Here is a 19,808-nt window from a genome sequence, read left to right on the forward strand (position 1 = left end):
GTTGGCGGGCTTGATGTCACGGTGGACGACGCCCTCCGTGTGCACCGCGGTGAGTCCCGCCAGGAGCTGGTCGAGCAGGGTGCTGACGAACACCGGCGGCAGGGGGCCGTAGTCGCCGATGAGATGGACCAGGGAACCTCCGCCGACCAGGTCCATGGTGAACAGAACCTTGTCGTCGTCGGCGGCCCAGCTGGTCGGGGCGAGCACATGGGGGTGGTCGATCCGCAGGGCCTGCTCGCGCACGAAACGGAGCAGGGAGTGGGCGTCGCTCTGCAGCAGGACCTTGGCGGCCGCGTAGCGGCGGCGACGGTGGTCCCAGGCACGCCAGACGGCGCCGACACCTCCGCGCCCGATCGGGTCGGCCAGTTCGTACCGGCCGGCAAAGACCTCACCCATGGCTGTGCGTCGCTCCTCCCCCAGCGGTGCCGTGCCCGGTCCTGCCCTACCCCTTACCCCTTCTGCCTCACGCCGACTGCTTCCCCTCGACTGCTTCCCCCGTGACGAGCGGTTCGACTCCCCCCAGCCGACCCTCCCGTGTTCCCGGCCGCCGGACCCCCTCCGGCGACCGGGAGCTCAGCTCTGGTGGGACTGGTAGTGCGTGACCGCGTCGGAGGTACGGCCGGCACCGTAGACCCGGAGGAACTCTGCCAGTTCGGGGTGGGTCGGGGCGAGGGTGTCGGCGGCGTCGATGATGTCACCGGCGGCCGCCACCGAGCGCAGCAGCGACTGGATCTCACGCACCACCCGCTTGACCGTGGGCGCCCCCGAACTGCTCGTCGTCTGCGTGGTGTTGCTGAGTACCGAGCCGCCCTGCGACTTCTTGATCTCCTCCATGCGCTCGGTCGCCTCGGCCGCGCTGACGCTTCCGTCCGCGACCTGTCCCGCCAGGTCCTGCAGCAGTTGCACCCGCTGGACCACCGCGGGATTGCCGATCTTCGCCCGCTGGCCGCTCATCAGCTGCGACAGCATCGGAGCGGACAGTCCCAGGACCCCCGCGAGACGAGCCTGGTTGAGGCCGAGATCGTCTATGAGCTTACGGAAGAGCGCCCCCAGTGGCTCCCCGTACCAGTTCCGCTGCAGTTCCCGCGCTCTGGCGGTGGCTTCCTGCTGTGCGGCGTCCATTGCGTCTCCCCATCGCTTCCCCAAGAACCGTGCTTCGCTGTAGCGAACCACGCCGAGCATCTTACGGAGAGTGGTCGGTCACGGGGACCCCCAATCCTTTTTGCGGAACCCCCCGGGTGACCCGGTACTCTGGTTCCGGCGCCCACCCGGATGTCCTTCTTCCTGGTGGACGCTTCGTCCACGGGGCCTTAGCTCAGTTGGTAGAGCGCTGTCTTTGCATGGCAGATGTCAGGGGTTCGACTCCCCTAGGCTCCACAAGGGAACCCCTCCCACCTGCGAAAACACAGGTGGGAGGGGTTTTTCGTCGGCCTTTTTCCTGGCCTCGCTTCCCGGCCTCCGGCCTCGCTTCCCGGCCTCCGGACCGGGCTTCCTGCCCTGGCCCGGCCTTCGGGATTCCCGACTTTCCGCAGCCCGGCTCCCGTTCACCGCCCCCGGGGACCTGTTTCACGTGAAACAGCCCGGTGGTGCAGGAGACACTGAACTCTCCTGCCCCACCGGGCTGTTCATGCCGCAGGCGGGCGTGCCGCCGCGCGCGGACAGACCTACGGCTGTTCGTCGCGCTTGGCGGCCTCCTCCTCGGCCTCCTTGGCCCGGACCTCGGGGTCGAGCGCGGCCTCGCGGCTGCCGTCCACCGACGTCAGCGTGCCGGACTCCCGGACGTCGGTCGCGGGCGGCGGCTCCACCAGCCAGTCCGGGTTGGCCTGCTTGTCCCACCACTTCCAGGCGGCGAAGGCACCGCCGGCAACGGCGCCCAGGACGACGATCACCTTCGCGGCACGACCGGCCTTCGCGCGCCGCTGCTGCTTACGGACCAGCTTCTGGATCTGCTGGGCCGAGACCTGACCGCGCAGGGCGGCCAGCACCGCAGCGCTGCGCGCCGCCGCCTCTTCCTTCGCCGGGCCGGCGGCGGCCCTGGCGTGCTCGAGCCTCGGCCGGGAGTAGTCTGCCGCCTGCTGGGCGGCCTTACGGGTGCGGACGGCGGCCTCATGGGCGGCCAGATCGACCTTCGGCGGCATATGGGTGCGGGCCTGCTCCAGATACGGCTGGACATGGGTGCCGTACTGGACGAGGGCATGCCCTGCGGCCTGTGTCACCTTGGGCGCCAGCCGTACGCGTGCCTCCTGCGCGTAGTGCGCGGCCTTCACCTTGGCTGTGTCGGCGTAGGGCGCCACCACGTCCGCGGCGTGCAGCACGCTGTCCTTTGCCGAATCAGTCGCGGCGCGCACGCTTTCGATGCGGGTCACGGTTCCTCCTCCTCGGTGGCGTACGTTTTTCGACTGTCCACCCTTTTACGGATCATGCCTCCCGCGTCGGCGCTGGGCATCTGTGGGCGGGCATACGGGTGCCGATGGCATTGATCGAGTGCAATAGCGGATGAATGCGGGGGAACAGGAGCTAGTCGTCGACAATGCCACGGATCGTTGCCGAGTGCCCCCATCGCGACGGCACTCACCCGGTTTCCGCAAGCTGTTCGGCCCTGTTGCCCCCCGGGAACGGGCGTCGGGCGACTGCGCGCTCCGTCCGTGCGAGGATCAGGGTGTTACGGAAAGACAACGGAAGGCACACCGTGGCTGACCAGCTCTACGCCACCCTGAAGACCAACAACGGCGACATCGAGGTCCGGCTCTTCGCGAACCAGGCGCCGATCACCGTCAAGAACTTCGTCGAGCTCGCCAAGGGCGAGCGGGAGTGGACGCACCCGGAGACCGGGGCGAAGTCCACGGCCAAGCTCTACGACGGCACGGTCTTCCACCGGGTGATCAGTGGATTCATGATTCAGGGCGGGGACCCGCTGGGCAACGGCACCGGCGGTCCCGGCTACCAGTTCGAGGACGAGTTCCACCCGGACCTGCGCTTCGACAAGCCCTACCTGCTGGCGATGGCCAACGCCGGTCCGGGTACCAACGGCTCGCAGTTCTTCATCACCGTCTCCCCGACGGCGTGGCTGAACCGCAAGCACACCATTTTCGGCGAGGTCACCGACGCCGCGAGCCAGAAGGTCATCGACACCATCGCGGCCGCGCAGACCAACCCGCGCACCGACCGTCCGCTCAATGACGTCGTCATCGAGTCGGTCGAGATCCGCGAGGGCTGAGGACGGCCCTGCCCCCGAGGAGTGCGCAAGCCCCCCAGAGGGAACCAAACGCCCCGCTCATCCGTAAGGATGGGCGGGGCGGGGCTTTTCCACACGACCTAGGGGATCCCATGGACGACCAGGCTGCCGGCAGCCCGCAGGACGCCCGCGGCGTCCTCGTCTGCTATCGCCACCCGGACCGTGAGACCGGCATTCGCTGTACCCGCTGTGAGCGTCCGATCTGCCCCGAGTGCATGATCAGTGCCTCGGTCGGTTTCCAGTGCCCCGAATGCGTCCGCGGCGGCTCGGGCACCGGCCACGCGCCCACGGCCTCCATGCCCCGCACGATCGCGGGCGGCACCATCGCCGCGGACCCCCGACTGGTCACCAAGATCCTCCTCGGGATCAATGCCGCGGTGTTCATCGCGGTGCATGTCTGGTCGTCGCTGCTGGGCCATCTCGTGCTGATCGGGGTCTGGCCCCCGGCGCCGTTCCATCCCACCGAGGGCGTCGCCGAGGGCGAGTGGTACCGCCTGGTCACCTCGATGTTCACGCACGAGGCGATCTGGCACATCGCCTTCAACATGCTCAGCCTGTGGTGGCTCGGCGGCCCGCTCGAGCAAGCCCTCGGCCGGGCCCGCTATCTCGCGCTCTATCTGATCTCGGGCCTGGCGGGCAGCGCGCTGACCTATCTGCTGGCCTCGGGGTCCACGGCCTCGCTCGGTGCCTCCGGCGCCATCTTCGGGCTGTTCGGCGCGACCGCGGTCCTGGTGCGCCGGCTCAACTACGACATGCGGCCGATCATCGCTCTGCTGGTGATCAACTTGATCTTCACCTTCGGCTGGAGCAACATCGCATGGCAGGCCCATATCGGAGGACTTGTCGCCGGTGTCGTGATCGGCTACGCCATGGTCCATGCCCCGCGTGAGCGGCGGGCACTGATCCAGTACGGGACCTGTGCGCTGGTTCTTGCCGTGGTTGTGTCGGTGACCCTGGTGAGGACGGCTCAGCTCGTCTGAGTGCACGTTGTCCACAGCACGTGGCGGATCTTGTGCATACTGTGCGGGAACATCTGTGCCCGTTGTCACTGGCTGGAGTTTCCCCAGGTCAGAGGCGCGCGAACAGGTATTCGGTTACCGGTACTTCCGTCACACAGGGGTCAACGCCCGGCAAGGTCCGACGGGTTATCCACAGATCGTCGTTTCTTTTCCCCACGCTGTGGAAACGCCTGTGGATAACTCGGTGGATAGTTCTGCCCAGAGCTGAGAACAGCCCTGCCCGGAGCTGTCGGGCAGCTCCGGGCAGGGCCTGGTCCAGCGGGCGGTGAGCGCTGCGGGGCGCTACTTCCACTGCGTCGAGACGCCGAATCCGGCGGCGATGAAGCCGAAGCCCACCACGATGTTCCAGTTGCCCAGATCGTCGATGGGCAACTGGCCGTCGGTGACATAGAACACGACGATCCAGGCCAGGCCGATCAGGAACAGGGTCAGCATCACCGGCGCGACCCAGGCGCGGCTGGTCAGCTTGAGGGCGGTCGTCTGCTTCGCCGCCGCCGCCGGCGGCGTGTAGTCGGCCTTCTTGCGGATACGTGACTTCGGCACGAGGGTCTCTCCTGTCGATGCGCTGCGTGGCCGCGCAGGGAACTGGGTCGGGCTCGGGGCGGTGGGAAGGGGACTCCGAGCGCTCCCCGGGCGTCCGTTAGCGTAGTCCTTCCGTGGCGCTGAAGGAGATAAGGGTACGTTGAGCAATTCTGCCGACTCTCCCGGAACGGAATCCAGCCCTGTCCGCCGACGGGGTTTCCGGCCCGTCCGGATCCTCACCGCGGGTGTCTTCGCCCTCGCGGGTCTGATCTTCTTCACCAGCTTCAACACGGCGAAGGGGACCAACATCCGTACGGACGACTCCCTGCTGAAGCTGTCCGATCTCATCCATGAGCGCAGCCGCAAGAACGGTGAGCTGGAGGAGTCCAACGGGGCCCTGCGCGGGGACGTCGAGTCCCTCGCCGAGCGTGATGCCGGCAGGAGTGCGGCGGAGGACGGCGAACTCGCCGGCCTGGAGCGCCGCGCGGGGACGCAGGAGCTCAAGGGCGAGGCCGTCACGGTCACGCTCGACGACGCTCCGCCGGACGCCACCGCCAAGCTTCCCGGCTACCCCGAGCCGGAACCCGATTACCTGGTCATCCACCAGCAGGACCTCCAGGCCGTGGTGAACGCGATGTGGCAGGGCGGTGCCGAGGGCATCAAGGTCATGGACCAGCGGCTGATCTCCACCAGTGCGGTGCGCTGCGTGGGCAACACCCTGATTCTCCAGGGCCGCGTCTACTCACCGCCGTACAAGATCACGGCGGTCGGTGATCCGGAGAAACTGAAGAACGCGCTCGCCGCCTCCCCGTCGATCCAGAACTACATGGTGTACGTCAACGTCTACGGGCTCGGCTGGAAGGTCGAGGACGACGGGCCGGTGACTCTGCCCGGCTACTCGGGCACAGTGGACCTGCACTACGCGAAGCCCGTGGAGTAGCGGCCACGGGGCAGACCCCGGGCCGGGACGGGCTCCGGGGGCGAGGCCGGGGGCTGCCGGTGCGTGTGATCGTCAGGACCGTCAGCGAACTGTGCGTCACCGTCGGCACCCTGATGGTGCTCTTCGTCGTCCACCTCCTCTTCCGGACCGGAGTCAGGGCCGATCAGGTCATGGAGGATCAGATCGCCCTCCTCGAGGACCAGTGGGCGAGGGGGAGCGCTCTGCCGGCCGTCACGCCCGCGCCCGGGGCCACCCCGGGTTCCCGTACCGGCGCCGCCCCTGCCGGCCCTCCGAAACCGAAACCGAAGCCGTACGTCGCGGGAAAGCCCTTCGCGATCATGTACATCCCGCGTCTTGGTTTCACGTGGAACAAGCCCGTGCTCGAAGGCACGGAGGCCGGCACCCTGAAGAAGGGACTCGGTCACTACGCGAACACCGCGCAGCTGGGCGGCGAGGACAACTTCGCCGTCGCCGGCCACCGGCGCACCCATGGCGATCCGTTCAAGGACTTTCCCCGGCTCGGACGGGGCGACGCGGTGGTGCTGACCGACGGGACGACCTGGTTCACGTACCGGATCGACCGGGATCCGTACAAAACCGTGCCCACGGACATCGAGGTGATCGACCCTGTGCCACGTACTTCCGGGTACACGCGTCCGGGCCGCTACCTGACGCTGACGACGTGCGCACCGGAATGGGGGCACAGTCACCGGCTGATCGTCTGGGCTCATCTGGACTCCACGCAGCCTGTGGAGGCCGGGAAACCGGAGGCGTTGCGCCGTTAGTCTGGTGACGTACGGCGTGGGTCTGGTGCCGTGGTGCGACGGAAGGGACGGCATGTACAGCTGGATCTGGCGGCATCTGCCGGGGAACGGATGGGTGAGGGCGCTCATCTCGCTCGTGCTGATCACCGCTGTGGTCTATGTCCTCTTCCAGTACGTCTTTCCCTGGGCCGAGCCGCTGCTGCCCTTCAACGATGTGACGGTGGACAACCAGTGAGCACGCGCATTCTCGTCGTCGACAACTACGACAGCTTCGTCTTCAACCTGGTTCAGTACCTGTACCAACTGGGCGCCGAGTGCGAGGTCCTGCGCAACGACGAGGTGTCGACGGCGCATGCCCAGGACGGGTTCGACGGTGTGCTGCTGTCCCCGGGGCCCGGCACTCCGGAGCAGGCGGGGGTCTGTGTGGAGATGGTGCGGCACTGTGCGTCGACCGGGGTGCCCGTCTTCGGTGTCTGCCTCGGCATGCAGTCCATGCAGGTGGCCTACGGCGGTGTCGTGGACCGCGCCCCCGAGTTGCTGCACGGGAAGACCTCGCCGGTCGAGCACGGGGGCAAGGGCGTTTTCGCGGGTCTGCCGTCGCCGTTCACGGCGACGCGCTACCACTCGCTGGCCGCCGAGCCGGCCACCGTACCGGAGGAGCTGGAAGTGACGGCCCGGACGCCGGACGGCATCGTGATGGGTCTGCGTCACCGTGAACTGCGCGTCGAGGGTGTGCAGTTCCACCCCGAGTCGGTGCTCACCGAGCACGGCCACCGGATGCTGGCCAACTGGCTGGTGGAGTGCGGGGACGAGGCAGCGGTGGCGAGATCGGCGGGGCTCGCCCCGGTGGTGGGCAGGTCGCCGGCGTGACCGCCCTGCGCCCCGAGCGCGAGTCCGGCGCCGGACACGGGGAGTCCTTCACGGACGGCTTCTCGTACGGCACCGGCGGCGAGCAGGGGACCTCGTACGGGCAGCAGCAGCCGTACGGGGCCCCCGGCACGCTCGGGGGCGGCGACTGGTACGACACCACCCAGCAGGGCGCCTACTCCTACGGCGGTGCGGGCTCGGCCGGCAGCGGTGCTGCCGGGGCCGACGACAGCACCGCGTATCTGCCGCCCGTCGATGAACACGCGTACCTGCCGCCCGTCGACGAGGAGACGGTGGCGCTGCGGATCCCCGATCCGCCGCCGCAGCGCGGGCAGCGCACGCAGCGCACGCAGAGTACGGACGGCACGGGGTACACGACGGGCACGGGCGGTGCCGCGGCGTACGGGACGAACGGGACGAACGGGGCGGACGGGGCGCGCACGGAGCCCCCGGCGGCTTCCGGGGGCCGGGCGGAGCGCAGGAAGGCCGCCAAGAAGCGTCACGGGCGCCGTGGCGGCGCGAACAGCCCCTCCGAGGGCCACGATGCCCCGCAGGGTCGCAGTGCGCCTCAGGCGCCGCTCTCGCGCGTGGAAGCACGGCGGCGGGCCCGGGAGCGGAAGGTCAGCCCCGTCGTCGTCGCGAGCCGGGGCATCGGCGAGGTGTTCATCACCTGCGGTGTGCTGATGCTGCTGTTCGTGACGTACCAGCTGTGGTGGACGAATGTGCGGGCGCAGGCACAGGCCGGCCAGGAGGCCAGCGATCTCCAGAAGGACTGGGCCAACGGCAAGCGCAATCCAGGAGTGTTCGAGCCGGGTCAGGGTTTCGCGCTGCTGCACATCCCGAAGCTGGACGTGGTCGTGCCGATCGCCGAGGGCATCGACAGCAAGAAGGTGCTCGACCGGGGCATGGTGGGCCACTACGCGGAGGGGGCCCTGAAGACGGCGATGCCGAACGACAAGAAGGGCAACTTCGGGGTGGCGGGGCACCGCAACACGCACGGGGAGCCGTTCCGGTACATCAACCGGCTGGAGCAGGGCGACCCGATCGTCGTGGAGACGCAGGACACGTACTTCGTCTACAAGATGGAGTCGATCCTGCCGGTGACGCCGCCGAGCAACGTGAGCGTCCTCGAGCCCGTCCCGAAGGGATCGGGCTTCACCGGACCGGGCCGCTACATCACGCTGACCACGTGCACGCCGGAGTTCACCAGCAAGTACCGCATGATCGTCTGGGGCAAGATGGACGAGGAACGGCCGCGCAGCAAGGGCAAGCCGGATGCGCTCGTCAGTTAAGGGCAGAGGAAACGTGGCAGCGACCGCCGACGACACCGAAGAGCACACCGCCAGGTCCGCGTCACCGTCGCCTCCGGCCCGCCGCCGTATGGGGCCGGGCGCGATGCTGGTCAGCGCCCTCGGGGAACTCCTCATCACCGCGGGCCTGGTGCTCGGCCTGTTCGTCGTCTACTCCCTGTGGTGGACGAACGTGCTCGCCGACCGCGCGGCGGACAAGCAGGCGGACAAGGTACGGGACAACTGGGCCCAGGGGCCCGGTGCCGGTACCGGTGACGGTCCCGCTTCCTTCGACAGCAAGAGCGGCATCGGTTTCCTGCACGTGCCCGCGATGGGGGGCGACGACATCCTGATCGAGAAGGGCACCACGATGAAGGTGCTCAACGACGGCGTCGCCGGCTACTACACCGACCCGGTGAAGGCGACCCTGCCGACGTCCGGCAAGAAGGGCAACTTCTCGCTGGCCGCGCACCGGGACGGCCACGGGGCCAAGTTCCACGACATCCACAAGATCAAGGACGGCGACCCGATCGTCTTCGAGACGAAGGACACCTGGTACGTCTACAAGACCTACGCGATCCTTCCCGAGACCTCGAAGTACAACGTGGACGTCCTCGCGAAGGTCCCCGAGGAGTCCGGACGCAAGAAGGCCGGCCACTACATCACCCTGACGACCTGCACACCGGTGTACACCAGCAAGTACCGCTACATCGTCTGGGGCGAGCTGGTCCGCAAGGAGAAGGTCGACGAGGACCGGACGCCGCCGAAGGAACTGCGCTGAGGCGACCGGGGCCCTTGAGGGACCTCGGTCCACTAACCTGACGGAGGCCCGAAGCCGCAACTTCCTCTTGCGGCTTCGGGCCTTCGCGATTCGCCGTTGCTGCCGTTACCGCAGAGCCTTGAGACGAACTCCTGCGGTCCAGGCCTCCACTTCTTCCCGATTGACCGTGACGACTCCGGTCAGGTCGGCGATCGCCTGCGACTCGTGGCTGAAGTTGCAGGTAGTGACGAAGAGCGCGAGGTCCACACGATCGATGGCACGCGCCGCGCCCGCGAACTTCTGCAGGTCGGTACTGGGCACTGTCCGGCGGCCGGACCGGTTCTTGCACTGGACGGCCACGGTCCGCCCGTCCGCGGCGCGGCCGGTGATGTCGATGCCCCTGTCGCTGCGGGCCTGCCGCACGACGACATCGGTGCAGCCGTCGCGCCGCAGCAGGGCGGCGACGTGCTGTTCGAACGCCTGCCAGGTCATCGCCTTGAGCGTCGACCTGACGTTCTCCGCGGGGGCCTCTCCTTCCAGGGTGGCCAGGCGCTTGTGGTGCCAGCACATCCTGCGCTCGACGTTCTCGATGTCCTCACGGAGTTCGATGAGCTCGCGGCGGTGTTCGCCGGATGTGGCGATCAGGGCATTGAACATCGGCACGACCGTCTTGCCGAGGACGTGGGTGATGCGCTGGTCGATGCGTGTATCGAGGGAGGCGAAGTCCGCAGCGACAAGGTTTTCCACAGGCTGTGTGCGGGCCAGATACTCCGTGTCGAGCAGATACACACGCACCTGACGTGCCACGTCGCTGTCCCGGAGCAGCATGGCGACGTTGAGGACGGCGCGACGGGAGAAGAGGGCCAGGGAAGGCGTCCGTGACTGGATACCACTGAGTTGCTTGAAGTCACTCAGTTCTGTCCCTGACAGAACTCGGTACCCGCTCGCCTCCAACTCTGGGCGGTGGTCGTGCACGAGGGCGCGGATGGTCTCCACCGTGGCGCCGAAGTAGGCCGCCACCATCGCTGTCGTCACGTGCATCCCGTCCGGCAGCAAGGACAGGGCCTTCACCCTGTCCAGAACCTCAGTGCGGCCCAGGACGCCGCTGCGCAGCGTCTTGGATTCCAGCAGAACTGATTCCTTGAGCACCCGATGCCCCTTGTGGTGTCGTGGTCAGGGCAGACCGGATGACCCGCCCCACCCGATCAACGAGCGGTGGCAGGCGAAGGCACGAGCGGGGTGAGGACGTGCGTTCAAGGGACGGGGCTCCGCCATGGGCGGGTAGGAAGGGTCCGCTGGTGAGGCTCCGGCGGGCCTGTGTTCCCACTGCTCTCCTTGAAGGGGGCCTGTTCTGTACCTGCCAGCATGGGGAAGGACGGAGCCCCGGCTCCCTCCGAAGAGGGGCCGGGGCTCCGTCGTGTCCGGGGGTGCCCGAAGGTGTCAGTCCCTGTTGCCGGTGAGGCCGCCGAGGAAGCCTCCGCCGTTGTCGCCTCCGCCGTTGTCGCCCTGTTGCTGGTTGATGGCGATGAGGGTGACCTTGTCGCCCTTCTTGACTTCCTGGCCCTCGGACGGGTTGCTCTGGAACACCGTGGCGGTGTCCTCCTGAGCGCCCTCGATGCTTTTGAGCTCCAGGCCGGCCTGGGCAAGGATCTGCTTGGCCTGGGCGACGGTGATCTCGGTGACCTTCGGCATCGCGAACTTGTCGTTCGCCGGAGCCTTGGCGATCTTGATGGTGACCGTGCTGCCCCGGTCGACGTCCGTGCCCGGGTTGAGGCTCTGCTCGAAGACCGTTCCTTCGGCCTGGGCCGTCGACTCCTCCTCCGTCTGGGCTCCGAGCACCAGGCCCTTCGACTCCAGCAGCGTCTTGGCCGCGTCGGGGGTACTGCCCAGGAGGTTGGGCACGGTCACCTGGGATGCCTCCCTGGCGACGGTGAGGGTGATGGTGGTTCCCTTTTCGCGGGTGGTTCCGCCCGCGGGATCCTGGGAGAGCACGGTGTCCGGTGTGTCACTGGACTCCTGGCTCTTCTTCTCGGTCTCGAAGCCCTTTTCCTTCAGGGACTTCTCCGCATCGGCGAAGCTGAGGCCCTTGACATCCGGAACCTCGACCTTGGGCGCCCCGGTGGACACCACCAGGTTGACGGTGGACTCCTTCTCGACGCTGGTGCCCTCATCGGGGTCCTGGTCGCAGATGTTTCCCTTGGCCTGGTCCTCGCAGGGTTCCTCGGTGAACTTCAGGATCAGGTCGACGTTGGTGGCCTGTTTTTCGGCGGCTTCCTTCGTGAGGCCGACGAAGTTCGGGGCCTCGATGGTGTCGTTGCCCACGCCTCCGTCGCCGGAGAAGGCCCAGCGGCCGATCAGGATGGCGCCGACCAGGACCAGGACACCCGCCGCGACCAGCAGGATCGTCGAGGTGTTGTTCTTCTTCTGCTGGCGGCGCCGGCCGGGGCGGTCGTCGTAGCCGTAGCCGCCGTCGTCCGGGTTCATGGGGGGCAGCATCGACGTCGCGGCGCCGGAGTCCGAGCGCAGGGCGGTCGTCGGCTGGTCGTTGGGGTAGCCGCCGTAGCCGGCCGCGCCCATCGCGGCGGTGGCGGCGACGGGCTGGCCGTCGAGGTAGGCCTCGATGTCGACCCGCATCTCGTCGGCCGACTGGTAGCGGTAGTCGGGGTCCTTGACGAGCGCCTTCAGCGTGATCGCGTCTATCTCGGGCGTGACCTCGGGGTCGAAGACGCTCGGCGCCTGCGGTTCCTCCCGGACGTGCTGGTAGGCGACCGCCACCGGGGAGTCGCCGACGAACGGCGGGCGGACGGTGAGGAGTTCGTACAGCAGACAGCCGGTGGAGTACAGGTCGGAGCGGGCGTCGACCTGCTCGCCTTTGGCCTGCTCGGGCGAGAGGTACTGCGCGGTGCCGATGACCGCCGAGGTCTGGGTCATCGTCATGCCGGAGTCGCCCATGGCGCGGGCGATGCCGAAGTCCATGACCTTGACCTGGCCGTTGCGTGTCAGCATGACGTTCGCGGGCTTGATGTCGCGGTGGACGATGCCGGCCCGGTGCGAGTACTCCAGGGCCTGGAGGATGCCGATGGTCATCTCCAGCGTCCGCTCCGGCAGCAGCTTGCGGCCGCTGTGCAGGAGTTCACGGAGCGTGGAGCCGTCGACGTACTCCATGACGATGTACGGGATGGAGACCCCGTCGATGTAGTCCTCGCCCGTGTCGTAGACCGCGACGATCGCGGGATGGTTGAGCGAGGCGGCCGACTGGGCCTCCCGGCGGAACCGGGCCTGGAAGGACGGGTCGCGCGCGAGGTCGGCGCGGAGCGTCTTCACTGCAACGGTACGGCCGAGGCGGGTGTCATGGGCGAGGTAGACCTCCGCCATGCCACCGCGGCCGAGCACGTGGCCCAGTTCGTACCGGCCGCCGAGGCGACGCGGCTCTTCCATAGCTAACTACCAGCCCTCTCCGTCGGTCCCGGCCGGCACGTTCGTGCGGCCGGAGGCTGCCGTCCGGGCCTACCGTACCCGGCTCGCTTTGTGTGACCTGGCCAAGTACCGCAGCCGATACAGGACCGGTACCGCAACGTGCACCGATGGGAAGCGGACGTGAGCGGCGTCACTGCCTGCCCTTGACGACCGCCTCCATCACGCTCTTCGCGATGGGGGCCGCGAGGCCACCGCCGGAGATGTCGCCACGCACGGCGTCGTCGTCCTCGATGATCACGGCGACGGCCACCGGCGAGCTGCCGTCCTCGCCCTTGGCGTAGGAGATGAACCACGCGTAGGGGTTCTCACTGTTGTCCACACCGTGCTGGGCGGTACCGGTCTTGCCGCCGACGGTGACGCCGTCGATCTTGGCTTTGCCGCCGGTGCCCTCGGAGACGACGGTCTCCATCATCGACTGGAGGATCTGGGCGTTCTCCGCCGACATCGGCTTGCTCAGTTCCTCCGGTTCCGTCTTCTCGATGGTGTCGAGGCTGGGGGCCTGGAGTTCGTCGACCATGTACGGCTTCATCAGGGTGCCGTTGTTGGCGATGGCGGCGGTGACCATGGCCATCTGCAGCGGGGTGGTGGCGGTGTTGAACTGGCCGATGGAGGAGAGTGCGGTCTCCGAGGGCTCCATGTCGTCGGAGAAGACCGAGGCGCTGGAGCGGACCGGGGTGAACTGCTCTTCGGTGAAACCGAACTTCTTGGCGTACTCGAGCATCTTGTCGTTGCCGAGGTCTGCGCCGATCTTGCCGAAGACGGTGTTGCAGGAGACCCGGAGCGCTTCGCGCAGGGAGGCGTCCTTGCAGGGGAGGTCGCCGTCGTTCGGCAGGTCGGTCGTGGTGCCCGGCATGGTCCACGGCAGCGGCGTGTCCGTCTTCTCGTCCGCGCTCTTGTACAGCCCCTCCTCCAGGGCGGCGGCCGCGGTGAGGACCTTGAAGGTGGAGCCGGGCGGGTAGACCTCGCGCAGCGCCCGGTTCAGCATCGGGTCGTTGGGGTTTTCCTTCTTCTGCAGTTTCTGCCACGCCTCGGCGTCCTTGTCGCTGTTGCCGGCGATCGTGGACGGGTCGTAGGAGGGGAAGGAGGCCAGTGCCAGGATCTTGCCGGTGGACGGCTCGATCGCGACGACGGAGCCCTTGCCGCCCCGCTGCTTCAGGCCGTTGTAGGCGGCCTTCTGCGCGGCGCCGTCGAGGGTGGTGACGACATTGCCGCCCTCCTTGTTCTTGCCCGTCAGCATGTCGAGCGTGTTGCGGAAGAACAGGCGGTCGTCGTTGCCGGTGAGGATGCCGTCCTCGATGGACTCAAGCTGGTTGGCGCCGAAGGCCTGCGAGGCGTAGCCGGTGACCGGCGCCCACATCGGGCCGTCCTTGTAGGTGCGCTTGTACTCGAAGTCGCTGCCCGACGTCTCCTTGGAACCGGTGATCGGCTTGCCGTCGACGATGATGTCTCCGCGCGGCTGCTCGTAGCGCTCGATGGCGATGCGCCGGTTGTGCTTGTTCTTCTGCAGCTCGTCCGCCTGGACGTACTGGAGCCAGTTGCCGCGGATCAGGAGAGCGAGGACGAGGAACCCACAGAAGATGGCGATGCGGCGCAGGGGCTTGTTCACGGTCGGACCACCTGAGTCATCTCGGCGTCTGGGTTGCTGGCGGGCGCGGGGGCGGGGCGACGGGCGGTGTCACTGATGCGGAGCAGGATGCCGACCAGGGCCCAGTTGGCGATGACCGACGAGCCACCGGCGGCGAGGAACGGCATCGTCATACCCGTCAGCGGGATGAGCCCCATGACGCCGCCGGCCACCACGAAGACCTGCAGGGCGAAGGCGCCGGACAGACCGATCGCGAACAGCTTGCCGAAGGGGTCACGCGCTGCCAGGGCGGTCCGTACACCGCGCTCGATGATCAGCCCGTAGAGCAGGAAGATGGCCATGACGCCGGCCAGGCCGAGTTCCTCGCCGAAGGTGGAGAAGACGAAGTCGGAGTTGGCGGCGAAGCCGATCAGATCGGAGTTGCCCTGCCCGAGGCCGGTGCCGACGACGCCGCCGGATCCGAACGACATGATCGACTGGCCGATCTGCTCACAGGCGCCGGAGGTCTGGTAGCAGCCGAACGGGTCCAGCCAGGCGTCGACGCGGGCCTGGACGTGGCTGGCGAACGAGGCCACGCCCACGGCGCCGACGGAGGACATCAGCAGACCGATTACGATCCAGCTCGTCCGCTCCGTGGCGACGTACAGCATGATCACGAACATGCCGAAGAACAGCAGCGAGGTACCGAGGTCGTTCTCGAAGATGAGGATGAGCAGGCTGACGGCCCAGATGGTGATGATGGGTCCGAGGTCCCGGCCGCGGGGCAGGTACAGACCCATGAAGCGGCGGCTGGCCAGGGCCAGCGCGTCCCGCTTCACCATCAGGTAGCCGGAGAAGAAGATCGCGATGATGATCTTGGCGAACTCGCCGGGCTGGATGGAGAAACCGGCGACACTGATCCAGATCTTGGCGCCGAACACGTCGGCACCGACTCCGGGCACCAGCGGCAGCAGCAGCAGGACCAGTGCCCCCACCATCGAGATGTAGGTGTACCGCTGGAGAATCCGGTGGTCCTTCAGGAAGACGAGTACCGCCACGAACAGAGCCAGCCCGACGGCCGAGTACAGCAGCTGGTTCGGCGCCGACGGGCTGAACACCCCGTACTGGCGCTCCGCCAGGTTCTGCAACCGCTCGGACTGGTCCAGTCGCCAGATCACGACCAGCCCGAGACCGTTCAGCAACGTTGCGAGAGGCAACAGCAGGGGGTCGGCGTAGGCGGCGAACTTCCGCATCACGAGGTGTCCGACCGCCGCCATCAGGCCGAGCCCCAGCCCGTAGGCGAGCAGCCCGGAGGGGACGGAGCCGTCGATGGCCAAGCCGACGTTGGCGTAGGCGAAGACCGGGATGACGACGGCGAAGGCGAGCAGCGCGAGCTCGGTGTTGCGCCGGCTCGGCGCCCCGATCGCACCGATCGTGGACGTGTGCTGCGCCGATGGGTTGGTTGTACTGCTCATCGTGTGACAGGGCCTCTCACGGCTTGCCTACTGCTTACCGCACAGCGAGACGACCTTCTGCTCCTCCTCCGAGAGGCTGGGGCCGGGGCTGGGAGTAGGTGCGGACGGGGGCGTGGACTTCTGCGGGGCCTCGGTCGAGCCCGAGGGGGTCGGTGTCGGCGAGGCCTTGGACGTGAAGGAGGCGGGTGTGGTTCCCGTGGTGCCTCCGGCCTCGCCCTCGCCGGTCTTGGCGCTGTTCTTGCTCTCCGCGGTGCGGCGCTCGGCTTCCTTCCTGCAGGCGGAAGCCTGGACCGCGAGTTCGTCGATCTTCGACCGGGCGCCGTGCAGGTCGCCGTCGGCGATGGTCGCCTCGACCAGCTTCCGCTGGTAGGGCGGCAGGTACTTGAGTTCGATCTCGGGGTGGTCCTTCTCGACCTTCGAGAGCGAGACCCAGGCCAGGTCCTGGCTGATGCCCTGGTAGAGCGCGACGTGTTCGCCGTTGGTGCCGACGTAGTACTGGGTCTGCGTCCAGCGCCAGCCGCTGTACACGCCGCCGCCGATGACGGCGAGGGTGAGCAGACTGAAGAAGGAGCGTTTGAGCCACCGGCGGTTCTTGCGGGGCTTGACGAAGTCGCCCTCGTCGTAGTCGAAGCCGTCGGTCTGGATGAAGCCGGTGACGTCGCCGCTGCCGGGCGGGCCGAACTCGCCCCCGCCGCCGCCCTGGCCACGCCTGCGGCCGAGTCCGGCGGCACGGCCGGCCGGGGTCTGCATGGCGTTGTTGTCGTTCGGCTGGTTCTGGTTCTCGGCGACGGCGCCGACCACGACCGGGGTGTCGGACAGCTGGCCGGCCAGGGTGTCACCGGTGTCGAGGTCGAGGACGTCGGCGATGATCACGGTGATGTTGTCCGGGCCGCCGCCGCGCAGTGCCAGCTCGATCAGGGTCTGCACGGTGTCCTCGGGGCCCTGGTAGCCGGCGAGGGCCTCTTCCAGGGTCTGGTGGGAGACCACGCCGGACAGGCCGTCGGAGCAGATCAGGTACCGGTCGCCCGCCCGGACCTCGCGGATCGACAGGTCGGGTTCGACGTGCTCGCCGCTGCCGAGGGCCCGCATGAGCAGGGACCGCTGCGGGTGGGTGGTCGCCTCTTCCTCGGTGATCCGGCCCTCGTCCACCAGCCGCTGCACCCAGGTGTGGTCCTGGGTGATCTGGGTGAGGACGCCGTCGCGCAGCAGGTAGGCCCTGGAGTCGCCGACGTGGACCATGCCGAGGCGCTGGCCGGTCCACAGCAGTGCGGTCAGGGTGGTGCCCATGCCCTCGAGCTGGGGGTCCTCCTCGACCATCATGCGCAGCTGGTCGTTGGCGCGCTGCACGGCTGAGCCGAGGGAGGTGAGCAGGTCGGAGCCGGGGACGTCGTCGTCGAGCGAGACGATGGTGGAGATGGCCTCGGAGGAGGCGACCTCGCCGGCCGCGGCGCCGCCCATGCCGTCGGCGATGGCGAGCAGGCGGGGACCGGCGTAACCGGAGTCCTCGTTGCCCTCCCGGATCATTCCCTTGTGCGATCCGGCGGCGAAGCGCAGGGACAGACTCATGCGCACCTCGCCCGTCGGCTCCGGGTACAGCCGGTCGTGTCGAGCCACACTGCCCACCCTCCGGTCGGGAGCGCGCCGGGGCCCGGGGTGGGGGCCCCCACTGCGTGCTCGCTCCGCTCGCTCATTGTCGTACTACTTCCGCAGCTCGATGACGGTCTTGCCGATGCGGATCGGTGAACCCGGCCCGATCGGTGTGGGGGTCGTCAGCCTGGACCGGTCCAGATAGGTGCCGTTCGTGGAACCCAGGTCCTCGACGATCCACTGGCCGTCGCGGTCCGGGTAGATCCGGGCATGGCGGCTGGAGGCGTAGTCGTCGTCCAGCACGATGGTGCTGTCGTGCGCCCGGCCCAACGTGATGGTCTGGCCCTGGAGCGCGACGGTGGTGCCCGTGAGGATGCCCTCGGTCACGACCAGTTTGGTGGGGGCGTTGCGGCCGCGGCGGCCGCCCCCCGACTGCTGGCGCTGCGGCGGTGGTGCCTGCCGGGCGCCCTGTTGCGGCCGGGCGGTCTCCCGGCGCGCTCCGCGCTGGGTGACCCGTGTGCCGAACAGGTCGCTGCGGATGACCTGCACGGCCACGATCACGAACAGCCACAGAACGGCTAGAAAACCCAGCCGCATGACCGTGAGGGTCAGCTCTGACATTGCCCCCGCTTCACCCTTCGGCTTGCCGGTAAATGATGGTGGTGCTGCCCACGACGATCCGCGAGCCGTCGCGGAGCGTAGCGCGGGTGGTGTGCTGTCCGTCCACCACGATGCCGTTGGTGGATCCGAGATCCTGGATCGTCGAGGGCGTTCCGGTCCGGATCTCGCAGTGCCGGCGGGAGACGCCGGGGTCGTCGATCCGCACGTCGGCCTCGGTGCTGCGGCCCAGTACGAGCGTGGCGTCGGAGATCTGGTGGCGGTTGCCGTTGATCTCGATCCAGTACCGGGTGCGCCCGGCGGACGCGGGTGCGGCGGGGGGCCGCTGGGCGGCCGCGGGCTGCGGGTAGCCGTAACCGCCGGGCCGGCCGCCGGGCGGCGGCGCGGCCGGCATGGGCGGGGCGCCCGTGGGTCCGGCCGGCGGGTAGCCGTAGCCGCCGGGGCCGCTGGCGGGCGGGCCGCCCGTGCCGGGTCCGGCGGGGCCGGGGCCTGTGGGGCCCGCCTGGCTGCTGGAGGAGGCGAGCGTACGGCTGCGCACCCGGTACAGGCCGGTGTCGAGGTCGTCCGCCTTCTCCAGGTGCACCTTGATGGGGCCCATGAAGGTGTAGCGCTGCTGCTTGGCGTAGTCGCGCACCATGCCGGCGAGTTCGTCGCCGAGCTGCCCGGAGTACGGGCTGAGCCGCTCGAAGTCGGGGGTGCTCAACTCGACGATGAAGTCGTTGGGGACAACGGTGCGATCGCGGTTCCAGATGGTCGCGTTGTTGTCGCACTCCCGCTGGAGCGCTCCCGCGATCTCCACGGGCTGCACCTCGGACTTGAACACCTTGGCAAAGGTGCCGTTGACCAGGCCTTCGAGTCGCTGCTCGAACTTCTTCAGGACTCCCATGTGGCACCTCCTCCGTCGTTGCCGTCCTGTGTACTGCCCTGTCTTCTGCTGCGTCTACCGCGTCTACTGCCCGGTGCACTGTTCCGTGCACCGCATAACTGGTACTGCTTACTGATCGTATCCACGCCTCGGTCGATCGGCTGGTTCCCCCTGCCCGCCCGGACCGACGGGTGTCGGTGCCTGACGGAGTTCCCTTCGGGGCTCGCCTCCGAACTCCTTCGGCCGTGCTCGTGCGGAGCCCTCTGCCATGGATCGTAGAGGGGGCCGCAGACCAGTGTCCCGCACCCGGCTGTGGACTCTGCCCGGCACCTGGGGAGACGGGTGCTACCGGTACGAGGTTGATACGTGAAGCGGTTCTCATCGGTTCTCGTGGGCAGGTGTCCGGTGGCCGTCGGTACGTGTTCGTCCGGTGCGACGGGAGCTATACGGGGCGATACGGGACGGGCCGGTGCGACGGTGCCGTTGATCTTCTGTGACTGTTCGAGGGCGGCCGGGGGGCGGCTTGTGGGCTGCTCATGGGCGACGGTGCTGCTCAACGCGGATGGGTGCCGGGGCGGGTGGAAAGGGATGTGAGTCCACCCCCACCAGCGTGCTAATGTTCAGGAGTCGAAAGGCGCCGAACCCAACGGGGAAGGGCCTGATGACACACCCAATGCGCGGGTGGCGGAATAGGCAGACGCGCTGGATTCAGGTTCCAGTGCCCGCAAGGGCGTGGGGGTTCAACTCCCCCCTCGCGCACACCGTCGAACGGGCGGCATCTCTCACGGATGCCGCCCGTTTCGCATGCCCGGGCTTGGGTTCGGGG

Annotated in this window: 19 protein-coding genes and 2 tRNA genes; 10 read left to right on the forward strand and 11 right to left on the reverse strand. The window is 68.2% G+C overall.

Annotation, left to right across the window (positions count from 1 at the left end):
* Both AOK11_RS18110 and AOK11_RS18115 read right to left on the reverse strand, forming a co-directional pair.
* A partial coding sequence (locus tag AOK11_RS18110) for a protein kinase domain-containing protein (RefSeq protein ID WP_157869389.1) occupies nt 1-396 on the reverse strand: 396 nt, incomplete at its 3' end.
* A gap of 177 nt (nt 397-573) precedes the next feature.
* A complete protein-coding gene (locus AOK11_RS18115) occupies nt 574-1,122 on the reverse strand; it encodes a helix-turn-helix domain-containing protein (RefSeq protein ID WP_055594761.1) in 549 nt (182 codons plus the stop codon).
* A gap of 182 nt (nt 1,123-1,304) precedes the next feature.
* On the opposite strand from AOK11_RS18115, the gene AOK11_RS18120 reads away from it, so the two are divergent.
* A tRNA-Ala gene (locus tag AOK11_RS18120) sits at nt 1,305-1,377 on the forward strand.
* Nucleotides 1,378-1,664: 287 nt separating this feature from the next.
* On the opposite strand, the gene AOK11_RS18125 is transcribed toward AOK11_RS18120, so the two are convergent.
* Nucleotides 1,665-2,366, reverse strand: a complete 702-nt coding sequence (locus tag AOK11_RS18125) for a DUF5324 family protein (RefSeq protein WP_055594762.1) — start codon at nt 2,364-2,366, stop codon at nt 1,665-1,667.
* A gap of 323 nt (nt 2,367-2,689) precedes the next feature.
* Between AOK11_RS18125 and AOK11_RS18130 the strand changes: the two genes are divergently transcribed.
* Both AOK11_RS18130 and AOK11_RS18135 read left to right on the forward strand, forming a co-directional pair.
* Nucleotides 2,690-3,217, forward strand: coding sequence for a peptidylprolyl isomerase (locus tag AOK11_RS18130; protein ID WP_055594763.1), 528 nt, complete (start codon nt 2,690-2,692; stop codon nt 3,215-3,217).
* Between the two features lie 110 nt (nt 3,218-3,327).
* Complete coding sequence (locus tag AOK11_RS18135) at nt 3,328-4,215, forward strand: rhomboid family intramembrane serine protease (RefSeq protein ID WP_055594764.1); 888 nt, start codon at nt 3,328-3,330, stop codon at nt 4,213-4,215.
* Between the two features lie 321 nt (nt 4,216-4,536).
* Here AOK11_RS18135 and crgA read toward each other — a convergent pair whose 3' ends face one another.
* Nucleotides 4,537-4,797: a cell division protein CrgA gene (gene crgA / locus AOK11_RS18140; RefSeq protein ID WP_055594765.1), complete on the reverse strand. Its 261-nt coding sequence runs from the start codon at nt 4,795-4,797 to the stop codon at nt 4,537-4,539.
* Nucleotides 4,798-4,936: 139 nt separating this feature from the next.
* On the opposite strand from crgA, the gene AOK11_RS18145 reads away from it, so the two are divergent.
* The 6 genes from AOK11_RS18145 to AOK11_RS18170 are packed head-to-tail and all read left to right on the forward strand — an operon-like array spanning nt 4,937 to nt 9,417.
* Nucleotides 4,937-5,716, forward strand: a complete 780-nt coding sequence (locus tag AOK11_RS18145) for a DUF881 domain-containing protein (RefSeq protein ID WP_055594766.1) — start codon at nt 4,937-4,939, stop codon at nt 5,714-5,716.
* 59 nt (nt 5,717-5,775) lie between these two features.
* The gene (locus AOK11_RS18150; RefSeq protein WP_055594767.1) at nt 5,776-6,501 is read left to right on the forward strand and encodes a class E sortase; all 726 of its coding nucleotides are present in this window, start codon (nt 5,776-5,778) and stop codon (nt 6,499-6,501) included.
* Nucleotides 6,502-6,553: 52 nt separating this feature from the next.
* Nucleotides 6,554-6,715, forward strand: coding sequence for a hypothetical protein (locus AOK11_RS18155; RefSeq protein WP_175449228.1), 162 nt, complete (start codon nt 6,554-6,556; stop codon nt 6,713-6,715).
* The gene (locus tag AOK11_RS18160) at nt 6,712-7,350 is read left to right on the forward strand and encodes an aminodeoxychorismate/anthranilate synthase component II (RefSeq protein WP_055594769.1); all 639 of its coding nucleotides are present in this window, start codon (nt 6,712-6,714) and stop codon (nt 7,348-7,350) included. The genes AOK11_RS18155 and AOK11_RS18160 overlap by 4 nt, the downstream gene beginning before the upstream one ends.
* A complete protein-coding gene (locus AOK11_RS18165) occupies nt 7,347-8,639 on the forward strand; it encodes a class E sortase (RefSeq protein ID WP_055594770.1) in 1,293 nt (430 codons plus the stop codon). Before AOK11_RS18160 ends, AOK11_RS18165 begins: the two co-directional genes overlap by 4 nt.
* A 13-nt stretch (nt 8,640-8,652) precedes the next feature.
* Nucleotides 8,653-9,417, forward strand: a complete 765-nt coding sequence (locus tag AOK11_RS18170) for a class E sortase (protein ID WP_055594771.1) — start codon at nt 8,653-8,655, stop codon at nt 9,415-9,417.
* 105 nt (nt 9,418-9,522) lie between these two features.
* Here AOK11_RS18170 and AOK11_RS18175 read toward each other — a convergent pair whose 3' ends face one another.
* The 7 genes from AOK11_RS18175 to AOK11_RS18205 all read right to left on the reverse strand — a co-directional run bounded on the left by AOK11_RS18175 (nt 9,523) and on the right by AOK11_RS18205 (nt 19,003).
* Nucleotides 9,523-10,545: a restriction endonuclease gene (locus tag AOK11_RS18175; protein WP_055594772.1), complete on the reverse strand. Its 1,023-nt coding sequence runs from the start codon at nt 10,543-10,545 to the stop codon at nt 9,523-9,525.
* Between the two features lie 291 nt (nt 10,546-10,836).
* On the reverse strand, nt 10,837-12,834 hold the full coding sequence (gene pknB / locus AOK11_RS18180; RefSeq protein ID WP_055594773.1) for a Stk1 family PASTA domain-containing Ser/Thr kinase: 1,998 nt from the start codon (nt 12,832-12,834) through the stop codon (nt 10,837-10,839).
* A gap of 169 nt (nt 12,835-13,003) precedes the next feature.
* Nucleotides 13,004-14,479, reverse strand: a complete 1,476-nt coding sequence (locus tag AOK11_RS18185) for a peptidoglycan D,D-transpeptidase FtsI family protein (RefSeq protein ID WP_055594774.1) — start codon at nt 14,477-14,479, stop codon at nt 13,004-13,006.
* Entirely contained in the window at nt 14,476-15,912 is a 1,437-nt protein-coding gene (locus AOK11_RS18190; RefSeq protein WP_055594775.1) for an FtsW/RodA/SpoVE family cell cycle protein, read from the reverse strand. Before AOK11_RS18190 ends, AOK11_RS18185 begins: the two co-directional genes overlap by 4 nt.
* 27 nt (nt 15,913-15,939) lie before the next feature.
* On the reverse strand, nt 15,940-17,478 hold the full coding sequence (locus AOK11_RS18195) for a Stp1/IreP family PP2C-type Ser/Thr phosphatase (protein ID WP_055594778.1): 1,539 nt from the start codon (nt 17,476-17,478) through the stop codon (nt 15,940-15,942).
* A gap of 132 nt (nt 17,479-17,610) precedes the next feature.
* Nucleotides 17,611-18,120 carry an FHA domain-containing protein FhaB/FipA gene (locus AOK11_RS18200; RefSeq protein ID WP_055594776.1) on the reverse strand — a complete coding sequence of 170 codons (510 nt, stop codon included), beginning with the start codon at nt 18,118-18,120 and terminating at the stop codon, nt 17,611-17,613.
* A gap of 10 nt (nt 18,121-18,130) precedes the next feature.
* The gene (locus tag AOK11_RS18205) at nt 18,131-19,003 is read right to left on the reverse strand and encodes an FhaA domain-containing protein (protein WP_055594777.1); all 873 of its coding nucleotides are present in this window, start codon (nt 19,001-19,003) and stop codon (nt 18,131-18,133) included.
* Between the two features lie 654 nt (nt 19,004-19,657).
* Between AOK11_RS18205 and AOK11_RS18210 the strand changes: the two genes are divergently transcribed.
* Nucleotides 19,658-19,741: transfer RNA gene (locus AOK11_RS18210), tRNA-Leu, on the forward strand.
* The last annotated feature ends 67 nt before the right edge of the window (nt 19,742-19,808 follow it).

Origin of the sequence: Streptomyces hirsutus, assembly GCF_001418415.1 — a bacterium.
GTDB classification, from domain to species: domain Bacteria; phylum Actinomycetota; class Actinomycetes; order Streptomycetales; family Streptomycetaceae; genus Streptomyces; species Streptomyces hirsutus.